The sequence below is a fragment of the Mucilaginibacter sp. genome, assembly GCF_025359345.1.
Lineage (GTDB): Bacteria > Bacteroidota > Bacteroidia > Sphingobacteriales > Sphingobacteriaceae > Mucilaginibacter.
In genome coordinates, this window is the sequence record NZ_JANYGQ010000038.1 from 268,014 (window position 1) to 289,511 (window position 21,498).

Sequence of the window (21,498 nt, forward strand, 5' to 3'; positions counted from 1 at the left end):
ATAACATTTAGGACAAATGGCTGGAGGTAAACAAACCCCAAGACAACGAATGATGGGTATCCTTTACCTGGTGCTTTTAGGCCTTGTGGCCCTAAGCGTGCCGGATAACTTGCTCGATGCATTTAAAAATATAAAGAACAGTTTGGACACCTCTACCGACAACGTAAAGAAGGGTCTCAATTCAACCTATTCATCTTTTGAGAATGGTAAACTGAAAGAACAGCATGACCGCGCATTGAAATATTATAACGATGCTAAAAAAGCAACGGCGATATCGAATGACTTGTATAATTACGTACAGTCGCTACGTGACGAGTTGACCGCTAAAGGCGGCGGTATTAATCCCACTACCAACGATGTGGATTCAAGGGAAAACCTTGACATATCACCAAACGTGATGATAGCCGGTAAAAAAGGAGAAGAACTTCGTCAAAAAATACAGGATACACATGATAAGTTAGTGGCACTGTTAGATGCCAAAGACCGTGGGGGCGTTAATTTCTCATTAAATGCTGATGCACCGCCGCCTAGCGCCGGTATCCAAAAATCATGGGAAGAGGCTTATTTTGGTGATGGTATCCCGTTGGGTGCAACATTAACAACCCTTGCCAAAATCCAAACAGATACTAAAAATGCTGAAAACGAAGTTGTTAAGAAGTTGCTTAGCAAAGTTGATCAGGCCCAGGTAAACCTTGACCAGTTTAATGCCGTGGCAGTAGCGCCAACAAGCTACGTGTTACTTGGACAACCATATACTGCTGAAGTTTTTCTTACCGCATATGATTCAAAACTAACACCAAATATTACTGTTGGCGGTTCAGCATTGCCTGTTGAATCCGGCAAAGGTAAATACAGCGGCAGCACGAGTAGTGAAGGTTTGCACACATGGTCGGCTCATATAAATGTAAAACAAACAGACGGCACCTTCAAAGGTTATGATACTCCCCCGCAGACTTACATGGTAGCAAGGCCATCAGCAGTAGTATCGCCTGATAAAATGAACGTATTGTATATAGGTTTGCCTAACCCGGTTTCGGTATCAGCTCCGGGTATAGCAAAAGAAAACCTGCGGGTTAGTATGAGCGGTGGCAGTATCTCGGGTTCAAATGGTCATTACACGGCTACTGTTAGTAGTATCGGCGAAGCGACTATTACCGTATCGGGCGAACTTACCAAAGGAAAAGTATCAGTATTAGGAAGTAGCGTATTCCGCGTAAAGCGCATCCCACCCCCAAAGGCAGCATTTGCCGGTAGAAGCGGAGGTGTAACCAGTGCAGCTAATATCAGGGCACAGGATAGGATATTTGCAAAACTGGAAAACTTCGAATTCGATGCTAAGTTTAACGTGACACGGTTTACTTTGCAGATCGCCAAGCCCCGCCAGGACGTAGTTACGCTGAATGGTACAGGCGGTGAGTTATCATCTGCTATGCGACAATTAATGAACAGCGTTACACCGGGAACAACTGTGGTTTTTAAAGATATTATTGCCGTTGGTCCCGATGGTATACCGCAAGGACTTGACCCGATAGTTTTTAGTGCTAATTAGAAGAAAGATTATGAAAACACGGATTTTAGTAGTTGTGCTTTGCTTAGCCTGCATATCAACTTATGCACAAAGAAAGAAAAAGCCAAAAAATACAAAACCTGCTGCGACCCAGCAGCAGCAACAACCGCAACAACCTGCCGGAGGTATAAATCCCAATAGTACTACAAGTGCCAAACCAAGCGGTACCGATACCACCAAAAAGGGCCCGGCGAAAGCTTTTGAGCACCCGTTGGACGGCTATTTTAAAAAGAACAATATCTTAAGCGCTAAAGTAACCCCATACCCTAACTTAAGAGAATCGGACGCTGCTTTTGTGAAACGTGTTTGGCGTGAAATTGACGTACGCGAAAAAATGAATCAGTACCTCGCTTCGCCGAAACAGCGTTTAATTGATGTTTTGTTAACGGCTATTGATGCAGGTGAAATGACAGCATACGATCCAACCCCGTCAAACGAAGACCCGGGAGGCGATAAATTTTTGGTGCCTTTGGCTCAGGGAAAAGCAAGAAGCCGTATGGCGGATAGTGCAACGGTTGACAAATTTGATGCTAATGGTAATAAAATCGGCTCGAAAATGCAGGCCGGCGAGTTTAATGCCGATAGTGTGGTTAAGTTCCGTGTAAAAGAAGATTGGATTTTTGACAGACAACGCTCGATATTCGAACCGCGAATTATTGGGATTGCACCACTTGTAAAGGTAAAAGTTGGTACAACTGAAGATTATCAGCCTGCTTTTTGGGTGTATTTTTCAGAGGCAAGGCATGTATTAGCTACTAAAGAAGTGGTTAGCCGCAACAGTGATGCTACAGGCTTGAGTTTTGACGATGCCTTTGTAAAAAGGATATTTACGAGTTATATTGTTAAGCAATCGAACGACAAAGACGAACGTATAAAAGATTACATGAACGGTATCGACCGCTTATACGAAGCCGACAGGATGAAGAAAACCCTTATGGATTGGGAGCTTAACTTGTGGCAGTATTAATGAAGTCAGTAAAGTCCGAAAGTCAGTAAAGTCCAGAAGACAGAAAGATATATAGAGCCTTTGCATTTTGCAGGGGCTTTTTTTGTTGTTTAAGCCACATCGTCAATTGCGAGTGACGATCCGCCAGCTGGCGGACTGCACACGCTAATCATGAAACAAAAAAGTGTGGTAACCTATCAGCCGTATTTAGGTCGCTATGGGAATTTCGGTTCATGAATGTCCTAAGTAGAGGTTGCTTCGTTCCTCGCAATGACGTCTTATATGTTTACTTTTTCCGAACCAAAATAAGATACAATCGCTTTTGCCTGCTTTAAATTAACCACTTCCTGCAATTCCACTTCGGTGGCAGCGCGTACCTTCTTTACCGATTTGAAATATTTAAGCAGCTTTTCGGCGCTGGTTTTGCCAATGCCTTCTATCAGTTCCAGTTCGGTCACAAGGGTGCCCTTATCCCTTTTTTTGCGGTGGAAGGTGATGCCGAAACGGTGGGCCTCGTCGCGCAATTGCTGGATAACTTTTAGGGTTTCCGATTTTTTGTCGAGATACAGCGGGTATTGATCGCCCGGGTAGTAAAGCTCTTCCAGGCGTTTGGCAATGCCGATAACGGTAACCTGTTTGTCAATACCTAATAATTTTAAGCTTTTTAATGCTGATGAAAGCTGGCCCTTGCCGCCGTCAATCACAATCAGTTGTGGCAGTTCTGTTCCTTCGTCAAGCATGCGGCGGTAGCGGCGGTGCACGGCTTCTTCCATGGTGGCAAAGTCGTCAGGGCCTTCAACGGTTTTAACATTAAAGTGTCGGTAGTCTTTTTTGGATGGCTTTGCATCTTTAAAAACCACGATGGCCGAAACCGGGTATTTGCCCTGGAAATTGGAGTTATCAAAACACTCTATGTGCCGGGGCAGCTGGTTCATCCGCAAATCCTTCATCATTTGAGTAAGCAGCCTTTCGGTACGTATCTCGGGGTTCAGCTTTTCGTACTGATCCAGCTTATCCCGTTTAAAGAAATGCACATTCTTTTGCGAAAGATCGAGCAACTTGCGTTTTTCGCCAAGCTTTGGTACAGTGAATTTAATCTTTGGATCATCCAGATCAATGTCGAACGGTACTATAATTTCTTTTGAGTGGCTGTCGTACCTGCTCCGGAACTCTGATATGGCCAGGGTTAACAGTTCCTCGTCGCTTTCATCCAGACGTTTTTTTAGCTCGATGGTTTGCGTTTGGATAATGGTGCCATTCATCACCTTTAAATAATTTACAAAGGCATATTTCTCCTCGGATGCAATACTAAAGACATCTACATCCGTAATAGATGAATTTACAACGGTTGATTTGCTCTGGTAGTTCTCCAATAGCTCGAATTTCCTTTTCAGCCGGTGGGCAGCTTCATAGTTCATTTCGGCTACGGCCTTTTCCATATCGGCTTTAAGATTGCGCAATACAGCACCAATTTTGCCGTTTAATATATCGGTTATTTCCTCAATGCTGTGATCGTAATCGTTCTCGGTTTGGTAGTTTTGACAGGGGCCTTTGCAATTGCCTATTTGGTACTCCAGGCAAACTTTAAACTTGCCTTTGTCTATATTCTCTCTGGTTAGCGCCAAATTACAGGTACGCAACGGGAAGGTTTCCTTTATCAGCCCTAAAATATTATGCATCATGCTTACCGACGCGTAGGGCCCAAGATATTTCGACCCGTCGCGTACGATACGCCGCGTCCAGAAAATGCGGGGGAAATTTTCATTTTTTATGATGATCCACGGATAGGTTTTATCATCCTTCAGCATTACGTTGTAGCGGGGCTGATGCTTTTTAATCAGGCTGTTTTCCAGCAGCCATGCATCCACCTCGGTATCAACAATAGTAAAAGTTATGTTGCGAATTTTTGACACCAAAACCTTGGTTTTGGCATTTATATGGTTGTCCTTATTAAAATAGCTGCTAACCCGGTTGCGCAAATCTTTGGCCTTACCGATGTATATCAGTTCCTTCTCCTCGTCCCAGTATTGGTAAATGCCGGGGCGATGGGGGATGTTTTTTAATATAGACTTATAATCGAACACTGTAGTCATAGGGTCATTACTGACGAATTAATACTATTGAAGCGTCATTGCGAGGAACGAAGCAACCTCTGCACATGCAAATCAACAAACAAAATGTTCATGGGGAGCATGCAGCCGGCTTACAGGTTTACAAAACCATCAAGGTTCACGAATGTCCTTAGTAGAGGTTGCTTCGTTCCTCGCAATGACGAGCGGGTAATTTAGAACCCTAATTTTTTATCCACTTCCCCGGTCCCCTGCTGTTGCTGTTTATACTGGTTACAATCCATCACAATGCTCACCCCGTTTTTCGGCGCATCGAAATCAACATTTCGTTTAATGCCAAGTGCCGGATTATCGTAAACGCGTTTCATAAATCCTGCAAATATCGGCAGGGCCGAGTTTGCGCCTTCGCCAAGCCTGGTTGAGCGGAAATGTATATCGCGGTCTTCGCAACCTGTCCATACGCCGGTAACCAGCTGGGGGGTAACGCCCATGAACCAGCCATCGGAGTTTTCCTGGGTAGTGCCGGTTTTGCCGCCGATTGGGTTGGTAAGCCCGTACCTGCCACGCAGTCTTGAACCTGTCCCATCTTCAATCACGCCTTTCAACATATAAGTCATTACGTATGCTGTTTGTGCATCCATAGCCTGTACCACCTTTGGTGTATGCGTATATATAACGTTGCCGTTTTTATCTTCTATGCGTAATATGTAAGTAGGTTCAGTCCAGGTGCCATGGTTGGCAAATACCGAATACGCTCCCGTCATATCAAACACCGAGGCGTTAAACGTACCCAGGCAGATGGAAGGATATGGCGGAACCGTGCTAGTAATTCCCATTTTTTTAATTAACTCCATCACGGGTATAGGTTTAACCTCGTTCATTACATAAGCTGCAACATAGTTTTGCGAGTAACCCAACGCTTTGCGAAGGGTGATGGCTCCTTGCAAATAATCGGAAGACGATTGTTTTGGTGTCCATGGGTCGCCATAGCCGGTTATGGTTACGGGCACATTGTCTACTTCCTGGCAAGGCGAAAAACCGTTTTCAATGGCCACCGAGTAGGTGAACGGCTTGGCGGTTGAACCAACCTGCCTGGTGCCCAGTTTCACCTGGTCGTACTTAAAATGTTCAAAATTGGTGCCGCCTACCCATGCTTTTACATAGCCGGTGGTGGGGTCCATACTCATCAGCGAGTTGCGCAACATCATTTTACTGAACACCATCGAGTCGATGGGCTTCATCAGGGTGTCTACAGTGCCGTGCCAGGTAAACAACTCAAGGCTATCGGGCGTATCAAAATTCTGCCTTATTTCATCTTCCGATTTTCCTTCTATCTGCAATTGCTTGTACCTGTCGGACCGGAACATGCCCTGGTCTAAAATTAGCTTATAGTTTTTGATGCTTTTTGCGCGGTTCACGCCTTTCCATTGATCGTCAAACTGTGCCTGCAGTTTGCCCATATATTCCTGTTGGGCCTGCTCGGCATATTGCTGCATGGTAGCATCAATGGTGGTGTATATTTTTAACCCGTCGCGGTCGAGGTCATATTGAGAACCATCGGATTGGACGATGTTCTGATCCTTAAATATCTTTTGGATCTCCTGTTTCAGTACCGCCCTGAAATAAGGGGCCGGGCCGTCATTATGCGTAATTGGACTAAAGTTTAAGCCGATTGGCTTTGCTTTCAGCTCGGCTAATTGCCCATCGCTTAAAAATCCCTGCTTCTGCATTAGCGCCAGTATGGTGTTGCGACGGGCCAACGCGCGGTCGGGGTGTCGGATGGGAGAATAAACGCCGGTACCTTTAAGCATACCTACCAACAGGGCGGCCTGGTCGGGCGTAAGTTTATCGGGAGTAACGCCAAAGTATGTACGTGCTGCCGATTTGATGCCGAAAGTATTGTAGGCACCAAAATCAACCGTATTTAAATACATCGTAATTATTTCCTGCTTGGTATAACGTCTTTCGAGCCTGATAGCGGTTATCCATTCTTTTAGTTTTTGCGTTACCCTCACAAATGGGTTATGTGCAATCGGGCCCGAAAATAAGTTTTTGGCCAATTGCTGCGTTATGGTGCTTGCGCCTTGTTTTTTGCCGATCAGTGTAAAAAGAACGATGCCCGGCAAACGCTGAAAGTCAATACCGGAATGGTCATAAAAACGGGTGTCTTCGGTTGCTATGAGTGCATTCACAACGTTTGGAGAAAGCTGACCGTACGTAATGCTTGACCTGTTTTGAACATAATAAGTACCCAACACCGTTTTATCAGCTGATAAAACTTCTGACGCCTGGAAACTTTTGGGGTTTTCAATAGCCTTAAACGTAGGCAGCGGGCCGAATAATCCCAAGTCGGTTACCACCAGCATCAGTACAAAAAGTACCAGGAAGGCTATAACAGTTTTCCATATATACCAATTGTAACGTCGTATATCCTCAGGTTTGAGCTTAATAATCATGGTAGTTAAAAGTTTCGTTGGTAATAGTCGATGTAACTATTGATCAATTTTGCGTCGGCTAATTTATTCAGATTTTGCTGCGTAATAATAAAAAAGGTGTATTTATCCTTCGGCACCTTCATAATATCAGGCAGCAAAGGTACAACCTCGCGGCCGTACTTTTTGGCATCGGCAAGTGATGCAAACCGGCCCACATATATTACCTGGTTATCCTGGCCAACCGGCAACAGTTGGTGCTTAAGACCTTTACCTGCATAGTTAGCCCTTATAAATTGCCCAAAACCAAAACGCGAAGAGGCCAAATTAGTTGTACCGCTGTTTACATTTACAGCAACGTAATAATTAGTGCTGTCATTTTCATTAAATATAGAAGGCACCAGGTCAACCTTTTTTAACTCTGATGGGGCTTCGGTTGTAATGACAGCATTTTGCTGAACTGAATTTGCGATGGTATCAACTTGTTTCGTTGGTGGCACTACGGGTGGTATCACCTGCGGTTGCTTTGCTATAACTGTATCAGCTTTTTTAAACGGTGGCGTAACCACAGGCTGTTTTGCAACGGTGTCCGTTTTTTTAACCACTGGCATAGCCACCGCTTGTTTCGCTACAGTGTCTGTTTTCTTAACTACCGGTGGCGTTACCTTAACCTGTTGTTTGGCTACAGTATCTGGTTTTTTAACCGGTGGAGCAACAGGAGGAACTACCTTTGGCGCTTCCCTGGGTTTCTCTGCCTCTTTTGGTTTTGGCTTTTCTATCCGTACCTGTTGTTGCTGATTATAAAGTGCACGGGGATCCACAGCGGGCCGGTAAGCGGTTTCTTTTTTATAAGCAGGGTCAATAGTAAATGGTATGTCCTCCGGGTTATCGCCGACAAGCGCTACAGGCCTCGCCTGCATTTCGGCAAGGTTTGAATTAATATAAGCCAATTGCTGTGTTATAAGCGGGGTAACCAGTTTGTCATCCGGGTACTTTGCGGCCACCTGTTTTAAGCTGTCGGCAAATGGGCCAATTTTTTCATTGTGCCCTTCCGCAATTGTTTTTAAGTAATATAACTGCGGTGCCAGTTTGTTGCCCGGGTATTGTTTAAGCATTTGCGGTACGCCGGTAATAACATCATTGTATTTCCTGTTTGCATACAAATCAAACACCTTATTATAAGCCTGTGTAAATTCGGCGTTCTCGTCCTCCAGTTTTTTGGCATAGTCTGGATCGGCAATAATTTTGGCGAAAGGTGTATCGGCATATTGCTTTAGCAGGATGTCTTTATACTTATCAGCCTTTGCTTTGTCAATATCACTGTAAAGCCTGTACAGATTATAATATATAGCCGCCTTATTTGGGTCATTAGGGAAACGACTCAGTATTTTTTCGTAGGATGCAATGGCTTCCTGTTTATCGCCCAAAATATCGCGGTAAAAGTTAGCTATATCCACGTAAGCGTGGTAAACCTTAAGGTTTGATTGTGCCAGTAGTTCCGGTGTTAATGGCAGCCCTTTTGTTAATTCAGTTCGGTACCCCCCTGCGGTGACATTTTTTGGACGGGTACCCGCTTGTGTGCCCGCCGGTGCATCAGGGTCGCCTGCGGTGGTGGTCGCTGTATTGGCTGTTATGTCGCTGTTTGCGCGGCTTGCACGCCGCCAGTTGTCTTCCAATTTACGGTCGCCCCATTTGCGTTTAAAATCACCATAGCCCTGAGTAACTGCGCTACTATTATAAAAATAAAAGGTAGCACCTGAGTTTTGCTGGGAGCCTAATTGCCCCCGCCCACGGGGGCCGTTAGTCCCCGAGCCGTTGTTGGCATCCGTACCAAACGAACCCGTGTTCGCCGATGCCGCTGCGGCCTGGTCGGCCTGTTGCTGTTGCGCCAGGGTTTTATCACTAACCATTTTATCAATTATCGAATCGCGCTTTTTGGGATCCATTTTTGCCAGCGCCTGCAGGGTATCCTCGCGGGTTATGGTTTGATAGGCATCGGTAAGTATTTGCAGGTTGGCGTTCGTTTTTTTAATGATAGCATAACCCGGGTAGTTAACCGGCAGTGCGGTGAGGGTGCTGTCGTAATATTTTTTGGAGGTAATGTAGTCGGCCTTATTTTTAAAATAGATGGTAGCCAGCCGCAGGTAGGAAAGACCCTTCTGGCTTTGATTTTTTACACTGTTCCTAACAGATAGCTTATAGTTTTTTATAGCACCGTCAATATTTTTATCAACCATTTGCATTTCGGCTACCTGGTAATATATTTGGTCTTTAAACTCTTTGTTATTAGGTTCCTTTAAAAGGGCAAGCAGGCGGTCGGTGCGGCTGGTTTTTACGCCATTACGGGCATCATCAATACGAATCCGGTTCAGACTGGCGTTAAAGGCCATTTCAAAAGACACATTGCTGCTGGCAATCTTGTTGTAGTTTGCTATCGCTTCGCCCGGTTTTTGGTTAAGCTCCTGCAACTGGGCTAAAATAAACGTAAGGCGCAAGCGCTGTTCCCGGTTATGGCAATGCTCAATGGCCTGTTTAGCCATTGTCTCGCCATCGGCATATTCCTGCGCATTAATATCATACTGTAGCTTGGTAGCGTATATATCGCAAATAAGGCCTTTGTTTTTTTTAGGGTCGATGTTTTGTATGGCCGAGTCGATAGTAAGTTTTGCCTGTGGCAATTCATTTAAATACATATACGCGCGGGCCTTCCAGGTAAGCGCATCCTGCACCAAATCCAACCTGGTGGGGAACGAGCGGGTCACATAACTGAAAAACTCGTTCGCGTTAAAATAGTTACCCTCTAAATAATTGGCCTTACCCAACACAAGGTACGCATCGCCTAAATAATGGCTTTGCTCTTTTATATTGATGATCTTGTTTCCTTTAAGTATAGCTTCTTCTAAATCCTTATCAGGGGTTTGTGTTTGGGTAACGCTATCGGGGTACACGCTTAACAGCTCGTTATAATTATCTACAAACACCGAAGCATAGCTTACCTGTTTTAATCGCAGTATCTCTTTTGCGTTAAATAATATGTTGTAGTGTGCGGTAAGGTTTTGCATGTTACGGTTAAAGCCGCTCTTTTTTTCAAGAGAGCACCCCGCTATAACAAATACCAATGCAAAAAGCAGCGATTTATATGGTTTAACTGTCTGAATTTTAGAAAGTATATTCAATTTATAAGGTGGTTATAAAAGCCTTGCTAATTTACTAAAATAACCCAAAGGGATTAATAAATTTGCATATGCTCAAAGATGAACAAAAAGACAATAACAGCAACAAAAACTCCGGAAATAACTACCTGAAATTTACAGGTATGGGTTTCCAGATGATAGGAATAATAGGGCTGTTTGCGTATGGTGGCTATAAAATTGACGAAGCAGCAAACCACCATACAAAATGGGTAACGGCAGCACTGGCACTTACCGGGGTTTTTATATCTTTGTACCTTGTTATAAAATCGATAAAAGATTGAACAACCAGTCCGCATGAAAATTTACTACGCAATATTTTTTTTCTTATGGTTTGCATTTATTATAGCCGTACCGCCATATTATCTGCAACATTACGGGGACGCCGATATGATAACCCCGCAGTTTTGGCTCATCTTCTTTTTTTTGGCGGGATTGACACTTATAGTGGTTACCGGGATATTGATTGTGCGCCAAATGTTCCCAAATATGTTCTCTGAGGCGTTTATGGGGGCTACCGTGTTAAAGATACTGGCTAGCCTTATTTTTGTATTGGTTTTTCTGGCAAAAAACAAGGTAAACAAGTATGTTTTTGTGGGAGATTTTTTTTACATATATTTCTTAAATACAGCCTTTGAAGTTTATATTTTGTTGCGTACCTTGCGGCACAAAATTTTAAGGTAGAAAACTTCATTTAGATGATAAACGGCTCGATTTTGAAAACAAAAATTTTTAACATAACGTTAATTTGTGCGTTTTTTTTAGCGTTAGGGGCATTTCCAACCAAAGCGTTATCCCAGGAAAACAAGCCAGAGGGCGGTGAAAAGAAGTTTAATCCGCAGGAAATTATAATGGAGCATATTGCCGACAAACACGAGTGGCATATGTACGGAAAATCATATCTTCCTCTGCCAATAATACTTTACACCGACAAAGGGCTCGAAACATTCTCGTCGGCACACCTGCAGCCTCAGGGAACTGTTTACGCTGGCAAATATTACAGCTATATGCTGGTAAATAATAAAATAAAGGTTGCTGACACAAATGGTAAGATTGATGAGGTAAATAATAAAAAGGTTTTAGACTTTTCAATCACCCAAAACGTTGCCAGCATGTGGATGACTGGTATTATACTTATCCTTGTGTTCTTCAGCATGTCATCGGCCTATAGAAAGCGCCCGGGTAAAGGTCCGAAGGGCATCCAATCATGGATGGAGCCGTTGGTGTTGTTTATAAGGGACGATGTGGCTTTGCCAAACATAGGTGTTAAGTATAAGGCATATATGCCGTTATTGCTTACAATTTTCTTTTTCATATTGATCAATAATATATTTGGTATGATCCCTGTATTTCCGGGAGCCTTCAATCTTACGGGAAACATAGCAGTTACATTGGTGCTGTCGGTTATTGTATTATTGGTGGTAAATCTTAAAGCAAATAAATATTATTGGAAACATATTTTCGTGCCTAACCCATGGTGGTTATTTCCGATCATGATCCCGGTGGAAATTGTTTCGATATTTTCAAAGCCAATTGCGTTAATGATCCGTTTGTTTGCTAATATAACAGCCGGTCACATTATTGTACTTAGTCTTATTTCGTTGATATATATATTCGGTACTCAATGGGCTGCAGTCGTGTCGGTGCCATTTACCGTATTCATTGACTGTATAGAGGTGCTGGTTGCATTTCTGCAGGCTTATATATTCACGATGCTAACATCCCTGTTTATCGGGATGGCAATACAGGAGCATCACGATCATGAAGTGATTTAAAATTAATTATCTATATATACTTTAAATTAATAAACAATGACAACTTACGGTCCTATCGGTGCAGGTTTAGCTGCTATTGGTGCTGGTGTCGGCATCGGACAGATTGGTGGAAAGGCTGTTGAAGCAATTGCTCGTCAACCTGAAGCTATCTCTAAAATTCAAACTAACATGATCATCGCTGCGGCCCTTGTAGAAGGTGTTGCATTGTTTGCCGTGGTAGTGGCTTTGCTCTAATTATTATTAGGCAACAAGAGAAAAAAAACATCCCGGAACGGTTGGTTCCGGGCATGTTTTTAAAATTCAATTAAAAGTTGATTTGTAAAAAAAAGTAATAAATATAATATAATGGAATTAGTTACACCTGAGGTAGGTTTAGTTTTCTGGACACTGATATCATTCCTGATCCTGTTGTTCTTATTAGGTAAATTTGCCTGGAAACCAATTTTAGCTGCTATTAATGAACGCGAGCAGTCAATTGAAACCGCACTGTCACGTGCTGAAGCGGTTAAAGAAGAAATGGCCCGCTTAACCGGCGAAAACGAAGCTTTGTTAAAAAGCGCGCGCGCTGAGCGTGATGCTATTTTATCTGAAGCAACCAAGGTGAAAAACCAAATCATCAGCGATGCCAAAGATGCAGCTCAAAAAGAAGGTTCGCGCCAGATTGAGCTTGCCCGCATTGAGATAAACAACCGGAAAGCTATTGCTATGGCTGACGTTAAAAACCAGGTAGCATCCCTTTCGCTTGAAATTGCTGAGAAAGTATTGCGCAAGCAATTTGAAGATCAGAAGAAACAAGACGAACTGGTTAAGGATTTATTAAGAGACGTTAAGCTTAGCTAGTGATTTCGGATTTCGGAATTTCGATTTCGGAATTTTGAATATCTGCAACAGTAACAATTAATCCGAATCGGACATTTCAAATTTCGAATTTTATAAATCCGAAATAGAACATCCGATATCCGAAATAAAAAAACAATGTCAGAATTAACAGTAGCAGCCAGGTACGCCAAATCCATCATCGACTTAGCACAGGAGCAAAACCTTGTTGAGCCGGTAAAAACCGATATGGAGCTTTTCCTGCACACTTTAAAAGCTAACCCTGAACTAAAAGCGGTTTTAGCCAACCCGATAGTATCTCACTCAAAAAAAGTGAAGATAATTGAAGAGGTTTTTGGCAAAAAGATCAATAAAGTGAGCCTTGCTTTTTTTACGCTGATGGTTAACAAAAGCCGCGGCGAGGTTTTATACGCTACCGCCGGCGAGTATGTGAATATGTACGATATCAAAAATAATATCGTACACGCTTCGGTTGTATCGGCCACAGCACTGTCAGACGCTAACCAGAAAAAGATGATTGCCGATATAATGGCAGCCACAGGTGGTACAGTTAAGCTTGAAACAAAGGTTGACCCAGCGCTGATTGGTGGTTTTGTGTTAACCGTTGGCGACAGGCAGGTAGATACCAGCATCTCGAGCGATTTGCATAAATTAAAGAAAGAATTTGCCAAAAGGGCAGCTAGTAATTAAAAACTAAAACTCTAAATAAAGTTAAAAAATGGTAGAGGTAAGACCAGACGAAGTATCAGCAATTTTGCGTCAGCAGTTGGCAGGCTTCAAGTCAGAATCTGAATTAGAAGAAGTGGGTACTGTACTCCAGGTGGGTGACGGTATTGCACGCGTTTATGGATTAACAAAAGTACAATCGGGCGAGCTGGTTGAGTTTGGTACCGGCTTACAGGGTATCGTACTTAACCTTGAAGAAGATAACGTGGGTGTGGTATTGCTTGGCAAATCCGATGATATTAAAGAAGGTGATACCGTTAAACGTACCAACAGGATTGCTTCAATTAACGTAGGCGAAGGCATGCTTGGCCGTGTTGTTGATACCCTAGGTACCCCAATTGATGGTAAAGGCCCTATTGCCGGGCAGGTTTATGAAATGCCTTTGGAGCGTAAAGCGCCAGGTGTTATCTATCGCCAACCGGTAACCGAGCCTTTGCAAACTGGTATCAAAGCTATCGACGCGATGATCCCTATCGGCCGTGGCCAGCGTGAGTTGGTTATTGGCGACCGTCAGACAGGTAAAACTGCGGTTTGTATCGATACTATCATCAACCAAAAAGAATTTTATGATGCTGGCAAACCGGTTATCTGTATATATGTAGCTTGCGGCCAGAAGGCTTCTACCGTAGCTAACATCGTACGCACACTGGAAGAAAAAGGCGCTATGCCTTACTCTATCATTGTTGCAGCAAACGCTTCTGACTCTGCTACCATGCAGTTCTTCGCGCCGTTTGCAGGTGCCGCAATTGGTGAGTACTTCCGCGATACAGGCCGTCCGGCTTTGATTATCTATGATGATTTGTCAAAACAGGCAGTTGCTTACCGCGAAGTGTCGTTATTATTACGTCGCCCACCGGGCCGCGAGGCTTATCCTGGTGACGTGTTTTACCTGCACAGCCGTTTATTAGAGCGTGCCGCTAAAATCAACCAGAATGATTCAATTGCCCAGGCAATGAATGATTTACCTGAGTCGATCCGTGGTATTGTTAAAGGTGGTGGTTCATTAACCGCATTGCCTATCATCGAAACACAGGCAGGTGACGTATCGGCATATATCCCAACCAACGTAATTTCGATTACTGACGGCCAGATATTCCTTGAGTCGAACTTATTTAACGCAGGTGTTCGTCCGGCCATCAACGTAGGTATTTCGGTATCACGTGTGGGTGGTAACGCGCAAATCAAATCGATGAAGAAAGTTGCAGGTACCCTGAAACTTGACCAGGCGCAATACCGTGAGCTTGAGGCCTTCTCGAAATTCGGTTCAGACCTTGATGCATCAACAAAAACAGTGCTTGATAAAGGTGCCCGTAACGTTGAGATTTTGAAGCAAGGTCAGTACTCACCTGTAACAGTTGAAAAACAAGTTGCTGTTATTTACTTAGGTACTAAAAACCTGATGCGTAACGTACCTGTAAATAAAATCAGGGAGTTTGAAAGCGAATTTACAAGCCAGCTTGAAGTTCGTCACCCTGAAGTCTTAGCTGCGCTTAAAGCAGGTAAGTTTGACGACAGCATCACCGGCGTACTGGAAACAGTTGCTAAAGAGCTGAGCGGGAAATATTAATTAGTTCAAAGTCTAAAGTCTTTAGTCCTGAGTCGATAGACTTTAGACTAAAGACTCGAGACTAAAGACTCAACAAAGAATGGCTAATTTAAAAGAAGTAAGAAACAGGATTAAGTCTGTAAGTTCGACACAGCAGATAACCAAAGCCATGAAAATGGTTTCGGCAGCTAAGTTGAAACGGGCTACCAACGCAATTGTACAGCTGCGCCCTTATGCAAACAAGCTGAAGGAGTTGCTCGCAAACTTGTCTGCAAGTTTAGAGGATGGCTCATCGCCATTTTTAGCGCAGCGCGAGCCGAACAAGGTGCTGATAGTTGTGGTATCGTCAAACCGTGGCCTGGCCGGTGCTTTTAACGCTAACGTTATAAAAGCCGCCAATAACCTGATTGCTGAAAAATACAGCGAGCAGCTTAGGGCCGGCAATGTATCGATAGTTAGTATCGGTAAAAAAAGCCAGGAGTTTTATCAGCGCCGCAAGTACAATGTTATTGGTAACAATAATGATTTGTACCTCGATCTTAACTTTATAAACACATCCGTAATTACCGAAAGTATTATGGAAGGATTTTTAAAAGGCGATTATGACCGCGTTGAACTGGTGTACAACCAGTTTAAAAACGCTGCTATGCAGATACTAACTGTTGAGCAGCTGTTACCGGTTCCAAAACCCGAAGTTAAGAAAGAAGAAGGCAAAAAGGACCTTAATAAAGTACAGGTTGATTACATATTGGAGCCTTCGCAGGAAGCTATAGTAGAGCAGCTTATCCCTAAAAATATTAAGATACAGGTTTACAAAGCAGTGCTTGATTCAAATGCATCAGAGCACGGCGCACGTATGACCGCGATGGATAAAGCAACAGATAACGCCGGTGAATTATTGAAAGCGTTAAAGCTATCGTACAACCAGGCACGCCAGGCAGCCATCACCACCGAATTGACGGAGATTGTGAGCGGCGCCGCAGCATTATCTGCACAGTAAGTATATCAAGTGATTTTTTTAATAATAGAAGGCTTTCCGCAAGGAGGGCCTTTCTTTTTGAACCATGATTTGAGGGGTTCGCTGATTTCGCTTTATAAATCCTTGAATCCCAAAATCAAGCAAATCGAAGTTCAGACAAAATAAACAAATTATACTCCTGCTTTGTTATCCCCTCATGACAAAGCCAGCAAACTCAACAGACAAACCATCACCTGCAGATACACCTACCCACAGGCCACACGATAACGGCCACAAAAGTGTGGTGCGTAACGAGGATAAAGAATATAAAGCAGATAAACCCCACGGCGGTGAAATAGCTAAAAAGCACGAAAAGGAAGAGCAGCCTGTGCATCCTGGGGACAAACGCAAAACTTAGCTGCATTTTTTTCGGCTATGAACTATCCCGCACATACGGGATCAACTATGAACTACTTTACAATTCCTGCCGAGTTAAACTGCAAATCGTACAGTTTGCGGTAGTAACCGTCTTCAATACGTAACAGTTCCTGGTGGGTACCCATTTCTTTTATCTCGCCATGGTCGAGGACGATGATTTTATCGGCATTTTGTATGGTGGATAGGCGGTGGGCAATTACAATGGCTGTGCGGCCCTGCATGAGTTTGCCTATGGCATTTTGTATCAAAATCTCCGTCTCTGTATCAACGGATGATGTGGCCTCGTCCAGCACGAGGATGGTGGGGTTGTAAACCAAAGCCCTGATAAACGAAATTAATTGGGATTGACCGGCGGAAAGTGTAGAGCCCCGTTCCATCACATTATAATCATATCCGCCGGGCAACCGCTCTATAAATTCATGTGCACCAACGTCTTTTGCAGCCGCGATGATTTGCTCACGGGTAATTTCGGTATTGTTAAGACTGATGTTGTTGGCAATGGTATCGGTAAACAAAAATACATCCTGTATAACAGTCGCAATGTGCGAGCGCAGGTAATCAACATCATACTCCCGTATATCGTGCCCGTCAATAGTAACGGTGCCTTTGCCAATTTCATAAAAACGGTTCAGGATATTTATTGTTGATGACTTACCCGCACCGGTAGCGCCTACCAGCGCCAGCGTTTTACCGGGCTGCAGGTGAAAGTTGATATCCTTTAAAACCCAGTTTTCTTCGTTATAGGCAAACCAAACGTCCTTAAATTCTATGTCGCCCTTAAGGGTCTCAGGCACCAGTTTACCGGTATTAACGGCCACCTCATCGGTATCCAATACTTTAAATATCCTGTCGGCACCTACCATGCCCATTTGCAGGGTGTTAAATTTATCGGCCAGTTGACGTATGGGCCTGAAAAGCATATTCAACAACACAATAAAACCGGTTATTACACCCGGCGTAATGCCGTGCTGGTTGGCAGAAATACTCAATAACGCTTTGTCCGACAGGATGCGCTTGCAACCATACCATACCAGCAGGCCAATACAAACGGCAAACAAAATTTCGACTACGGGAAAGAAGATAGAATAATACCAGTTTGAGCGAATGTTGGCATCGCGGTATTTAGTATTTACGGCTTTGAACTTCCGCATTTCCTGGTCCTCGCGGGCAAAAAGTTGGATAACGCTCATCCCGGAAATATGCTCAGCCAAAAAAGTATTCAAATGCGCCACCTGCGTACGCACCTCCTGGAAAGATGACTTAATGGCTTCCTTAAAAACATAAGTCGACAACAGCAGGAACGGCATCGGTATCATTGTTATCAGCGCCAGTTTCCAGTCCTGGTAAAGCATAACACCAATAACTGCCACAACTAGCAGTAGATCGCCCATAATAGATATCAATCCTTCTGAGAATATATCGGCAATTGTTTCCAAATCAGAAACAGTTCGCGTTATTAACATACCGATTGGTGTACGGTCGAAATATTTCAAGCGTAGGCTGGTGATGTGATTAAATACGTCGATCCTCAAATCACGGATTACGGATTGCCCCAGCGAGTTGGTTAAGTATGTTTGATAATATTGAGCAACAGTTTGGATAACCAACTGCGCAATCATCAGCCCAATCATAAAAACCAGGCCGTTATAATCGTCGGTAAGAATATGGTTATCAAGCGTTTTTTGGATCAGGATAGGCTGTACCAAAGCATTAGCCGCTAAAAATATAGTAAGGGATGCAGCTATGATAAAAGTGGACCGGTAGGGCTTTACATAATGCATTACCCGCCCCAGCAGTTTCCAATCGAGTGCTTTACCGGTAACGCCCCCTCCGCCCCCTGAAGGGGGAACTTTTGAATTTGTATTTTTATTGTTGCTCACTTAAATTCAAAGTTATCGTATAATTTTAAAATTTTCCTTTTTTGTTCCCCCTTTAGGGGGGTAGGAGGCTAATATTGCACTCTGGTTAAGAATAGCCCGCATGCAGGTACGGACATGCCCGCGTTACTGCGGTTTTTGCTTTCGATGATGGTGCGAACGGCTTCCGGTTCAATCTCTTTGCGGCCCACCATAATCAATGTGCCTACTATCGCCCGTACCATGTTGCGTAAAAATCTGTCGGCTGATATTTGGAATACCATGCCGTCGCCCTCAATGATCCAACCGGTTTTTGATATTTTGCAATTGTTGGTTTTTACCTGGGTGTTTGATTTACTAAAGCAACTAAAATCGGTATACTCCATTATGATCACAGCGGCTTTATTCATCAGTTCCACATCCGGTCTATCGCGCAGTTCCCATGAGTAGCCCGTTTTAAAAGGGTCCTTGCTAAAATGGATATGGTATTCATAGCTGCGTAAAGTGGCATCGAACCGCGCATGTGCTTCGGCAGTAACCGCGAAGACATTCTTTATGGCGATATCTTTAGGCAGAATAGAATTTAAACTTCTCACAACAGTTGCAGTTTCATCTATGGTCCGTGGTCTATCGTCTATGGTCTGAATGTCGAAATGCGCAAAAAACTCTTTGGCATGTACGCCGGTATCCGTACGCCCGCAACCAACTGTTTCAACAGGCTGGCGCAAAACGGTGGAGAGTGCTTTATCCAATACTTCCTGAACAGCTACCGCATTTGGCTGCGTTTGCCAGCCGTGGTAATTGGTGCCATCGTAGGAGAGTTCAATAAAATAGCGTTGAGTGATCACGAGGGCAAAGGTAGTGAGGATGTTGTAATGTTGAAACGTTGGAAGGTTTTAAAGTTAAGAACACGAGTCGGACAACAAGGTCACAACCTTTCAACTTTCCAACCTTACAACAATTTACGAAATATACTCCTTATAAATCGACTCAAACAAAATCTTGTTCTCAACAGCAAGATCAAAAGGCTGGTCTAAAAAAGAGCTACTATAGCCTATAGCTTGGGCCAGGTTTTTTAATACTTTAAAATAGGTAATTTCAATGCCTTCTATCTGCTGTAAATAAAAAAGGATAAATACATCTTTTTCAAGCGGTGTTTTACCAGCTTTGATGGTTGAAATGTAAGCCTCCAGCGTCATTGCCTTTATACCCAGGGTGCTAGTTTGGGATGGTGTTTCGCCAATTGCCGTGTATATTTCATCCATTTGTTTAATCTGGCTTTCGGTATCGTCAATACCTTCCTGTATTGCGTGTTTCAAAACGTTTAATTTTGAAATACTTTTTACCTCGTTAAAGAAACTGATGAGGTGTTGTTTTCCAAAATAAATGTAATTCAAGTGCTCAAGAAAAGTTTTTTTCAGCAGCATATCATCAATCTGCACATCTTTAGGTTGCAAAGAGGGTGAAGGATCAGTCGGATCGGCCATGTCAATCAGGGGTTAAATCAGCAAATAAAAGTACGATATTTATTGAATACAACACACACAGCAAATAATTAGCAAAACAGCTTATCTTTGCCTTATAAACTAATACTATGTTACAACGAGTACAAAGCATTTACCTGTTATTAGCTTCATTAGCTATGTTTGCCCTGTTCCTTTTTCCACTGGTGCACAATGTTTATGTAGATGGCAAACCATTAACCATAATGGTAACCGGTGTTTTCCAGGATATAAACGGACAACACACCCATACCCAATTTTTTATGGGGATAACGATCGCCACAGCCATCATCGGATTGATACCACTGATCATCATTTTTTTATACAAAAATCGCAAGCAGCAAATAGCGCTTAGCTATAGCACATTGCTGGTGATAGTTGGTTATAGCTTCTGGCTGTCGCAGATGGCAAAAGGCGTTATGGGCAGCGTACAGATTGATACCCATAACTTCGGGATAGGCCTTTTCCTTTCCTCATTCAGCATGCTGCTTATATTGTTGGCTATCAGGGCTATAAAAGCCGATGAAAAGCTGGTGAAATCGGCAGATAGGTTGAGATAGGGGTGTTAGTTTATTGGGTTGATTAGGTTGGATTGAGTTGATTAAGTTGTCAGTGCCGCCGGCAATTATTTTAAGACTAAATCACTCCAAACTAATCAACCACTCACCTAATCAACTGCGGGAAAGACGCATCAGTTAAATCTTCCGTATTTCTCAATCTTTCTGTATGGCTTTGTGAAAAAGTCGCCGACCACCTGGTTAAACATGTCTTTATAAAAAATAGGCGTGGAGTGTCCCGAGTTTGGCAATATCCATAAATAAGAATTAGGGATAGTTTCCGCTATCAGCATAGTATGTTTGGTACGTATAACATCATGGTCGCCGCCGATGACAAGGGTAGGGCAGGCAATTTTCTTTAGATCCTCCAGTTTTATATGTGGCTCGTAGCTTAAAAGATGCAGCAGCTTAAGCTGGTCCTTCATTTCTGGTGTTACATTCTTTATTTTTTTGATTGTGTCCTGGCCCTTAAGGTTCATTTTTAGTGCGTAATCGTAAACAAAAGGGTCTACAGCACTGGTATCCGGCCAAAGGTTTGCGCCGGTTACTGCCAGCTTCTTCACTTTTTCAGGATGGCGCATGGCCAGCATCAGTCCCTCAATACCGCCATCACTCCAACCAATTACATTGCATTGTTTCAGGTTCAATTTATCCAGCAAGGCATTCAAATCGTCAGTCATCATCTCGTACGATAATGAATCAGTATGATCTATTGATTTCCCCTGTGAGCGGCTGTCCGCAATAATTACCTGGTAGTTTTTAGCGAAGTAGGGTATCTGGTATAAAAAATTATTGATAGAGCCGCCGTTGCCATGTATAATAAGCAGCGGTTCGCCTTTACCGTATGTTTCATAATACATTTTAAAGCCGCGGATATCGGCATATTTACCAACTGTTGCGTTTTTGCCATAGGTGGTAGTATCCATAGCCTTCTGGACATCCTCCTGCGCAAATGTAAATTTTGCGAACAGGATGAAAGATAAAAAAAGTAAGGTTTTTGATTTCATAAGGGAAAGATAACGATTTTATTTATGATAATTTATAGTAACTGAGCGGTAAAGGATTTTTCGAACCATTGCAGATTTAAACAAGAATAGG

General features: G+C 43.2%; 19 protein-coding genes. 12 read left to right on the forward strand and 7 right to left on the reverse strand.

The window, feature by feature from the left end; all coding sequences use genetic code 11:
• Positions 1-16: 16 nt before the first annotated feature.
• Entirely contained in the window at positions 17-1,549 is a 1,533-nt protein-coding gene (gene gldM / locus Q0R52_RS28860) for a gliding motility protein GldM (protein WP_295801978.1), read from the forward strand.
• Positions 1,550-1,559: 10 nt separating this feature from the next.
• Positions 1,560-2,534, forward strand: a complete 975-nt coding sequence (gene gldN, locus Q0R52_RS28865) for a gliding motility protein GldN (protein WP_295801980.1) — start codon at positions 1,560-1,562, stop codon at positions 2,532-2,534.
• A gap of 257 nt (positions 2,535-2,791) precedes the next feature.
• Here gldN and uvrC read toward each other — a convergent pair whose 3' ends face one another.
• From uvrC to Q0R52_RS28880, 3 genes are all read right to left on the reverse strand, one after another.
• Positions 2,792-4,606: an excinuclease ABC subunit UvrC gene (gene uvrC, locus Q0R52_RS28870; protein ID WP_295801982.1), complete on the reverse strand. Its 1,815-nt coding sequence runs from the start codon at positions 4,604-4,606 to the stop codon at positions 2,792-2,794.
• Between the two features lie 191 nt (positions 4,607-4,797).
• Complete coding sequence (locus Q0R52_RS28875) at positions 4,798-7,038, reverse strand: transglycosylase domain-containing protein (protein WP_295801984.1); 2,241 nt, start codon at positions 7,036-7,038, stop codon at positions 4,798-4,800.
• 5 nt (positions 7,039-7,043) lie between these two features.
• Entirely contained in the window at positions 7,044-10,076 is a 3,033-nt protein-coding gene (locus Q0R52_RS28880; RefSeq protein ID WP_295801986.1) for a hypothetical protein, read from the reverse strand.
• A gap of 182 nt (positions 10,077-10,258) precedes the next feature.
• Between Q0R52_RS28880 and Q0R52_RS28885 the strand changes: the two genes are divergently transcribed.
• The 9 genes from Q0R52_RS28885 to Q0R52_RS28925 all read left to right on the forward strand — a co-directional run bounded on the left by Q0R52_RS28885 (position 10,259) and on the right by Q0R52_RS28925 (position 16,465).
• A complete protein-coding gene (locus Q0R52_RS28885) occupies positions 10,259-10,489 on the forward strand; it encodes an AtpZ/AtpI family protein (protein WP_252788869.1) in 231 nt (76 codons plus the stop codon).
• Between the two features lie 13 nt (positions 10,490-10,502).
• Positions 10,503-10,889, forward strand: a complete 387-nt coding sequence (locus Q0R52_RS28890) for a hypothetical protein (RefSeq protein WP_295801989.1) — start codon at positions 10,503-10,505, stop codon at positions 10,887-10,889.
• A 32-nt stretch (positions 10,890-10,921) separates the two neighbouring features.
• Entirely contained in the window at positions 10,922-11,980 is a 1,059-nt protein-coding gene (atpB, locus tag Q0R52_RS28895; RefSeq protein WP_295801991.1) for a F0F1 ATP synthase subunit A, read from the forward strand.
• A 36-nt stretch (positions 11,981-12,016) separates the two neighbouring features.
• A complete protein-coding gene (gene atpE, locus Q0R52_RS28900) occupies positions 12,017-12,214 on the forward strand; it encodes an ATP synthase F0 subunit C (RefSeq protein ID WP_252788866.1) in 198 nt (65 codons plus the stop codon).
• A gap of 111 nt (positions 12,215-12,325) precedes the next feature.
• The gene (gene atpF / locus Q0R52_RS28905) at positions 12,326-12,820 is read left to right on the forward strand and encodes a F0F1 ATP synthase subunit B (protein ID WP_295801993.1); all 495 of its coding nucleotides are present in this window, start codon (positions 12,326-12,328) and stop codon (positions 12,818-12,820) included.
• 135 nt (positions 12,821-12,955) lie between these two features.
• A complete protein-coding gene (atpH, locus tag Q0R52_RS28910; protein ID WP_295801996.1) occupies positions 12,956-13,507 on the forward strand; it encodes an ATP synthase F1 subunit delta in 552 nt (183 codons plus the stop codon).
• A gap of 28 nt (positions 13,508-13,535) precedes the next feature.
• Positions 13,536-15,110 (forward strand): F0F1 ATP synthase subunit alpha, encoded by a 1,575-nt coding sequence (gene atpA / locus Q0R52_RS28915; protein WP_295801998.1) that lies wholly within the window; start codon positions 13,536-13,538, stop codon positions 15,108-15,110.
• A gap of 79 nt (positions 15,111-15,189) precedes the next feature.
• Positions 15,190-16,089, forward strand: coding sequence for an ATP synthase F1 subunit gamma (gene atpG / locus Q0R52_RS28920; RefSeq protein WP_252788862.1), 900 nt, complete (start codon positions 15,190-15,192; stop codon positions 16,087-16,089).
• Between the two features lie 175 nt (positions 16,090-16,264).
• Entirely contained in the window at positions 16,265-16,465 is a 201-nt protein-coding gene (locus Q0R52_RS28925; protein ID WP_295802001.1) for a hypothetical protein, read from the forward strand.
• A 52-nt stretch (positions 16,466-16,517) separates the two neighbouring features.
• Here Q0R52_RS28925 and Q0R52_RS28930 read toward each other — a convergent pair whose 3' ends face one another.
• The 3 genes from Q0R52_RS28930 to Q0R52_RS28940 form a co-directional block, all read right to left on the reverse strand.
• The gene (locus tag Q0R52_RS28930; protein ID WP_295802136.1) at positions 16,518-18,266 is read right to left on the reverse strand and encodes an ABC transporter ATP-binding protein; all 1,749 of its coding nucleotides are present in this window, start codon (positions 18,264-18,266) and stop codon (positions 16,518-16,520) included.
• A gap of 167 nt (positions 18,267-18,433) precedes the next feature.
• Positions 18,434-19,189, reverse strand: a complete 756-nt coding sequence (truA, locus tag Q0R52_RS28935) for a tRNA pseudouridine(38-40) synthase TruA (RefSeq protein WP_295802003.1) — start codon at positions 19,187-19,189, stop codon at positions 18,434-18,436.
• Positions 19,190-19,303: 114 nt separating this feature from the next.
• Positions 19,304-19,828: a DUF892 family protein gene (locus tag Q0R52_RS28940; protein WP_295802004.1), complete on the reverse strand. Its 525-nt coding sequence runs from the start codon at positions 19,826-19,828 to the stop codon at positions 19,304-19,306.
• Positions 19,829-19,935: 107 nt separating this feature from the next.
• Between Q0R52_RS28940 and Q0R52_RS28945 the strand changes: the two genes are divergently transcribed.
• On the forward strand, positions 19,936-20,403 hold the full coding sequence (locus Q0R52_RS28945) for a DUF4293 domain-containing protein (RefSeq protein WP_252788858.1): 468 nt from the start codon (positions 19,936-19,938) through the stop codon (positions 20,401-20,403).
• Between the two features lie 131 nt (positions 20,404-20,534).
• Here Q0R52_RS28945 and Q0R52_RS28950 read toward each other — a convergent pair whose 3' ends face one another.
• Positions 20,535-21,407, reverse strand: a complete 873-nt coding sequence (locus Q0R52_RS28950) for an alpha/beta hydrolase (protein WP_295802006.1) — start codon at positions 21,405-21,407, stop codon at positions 20,535-20,537.
• Positions 21,408-21,498: the final 91 nt, after the last annotated feature.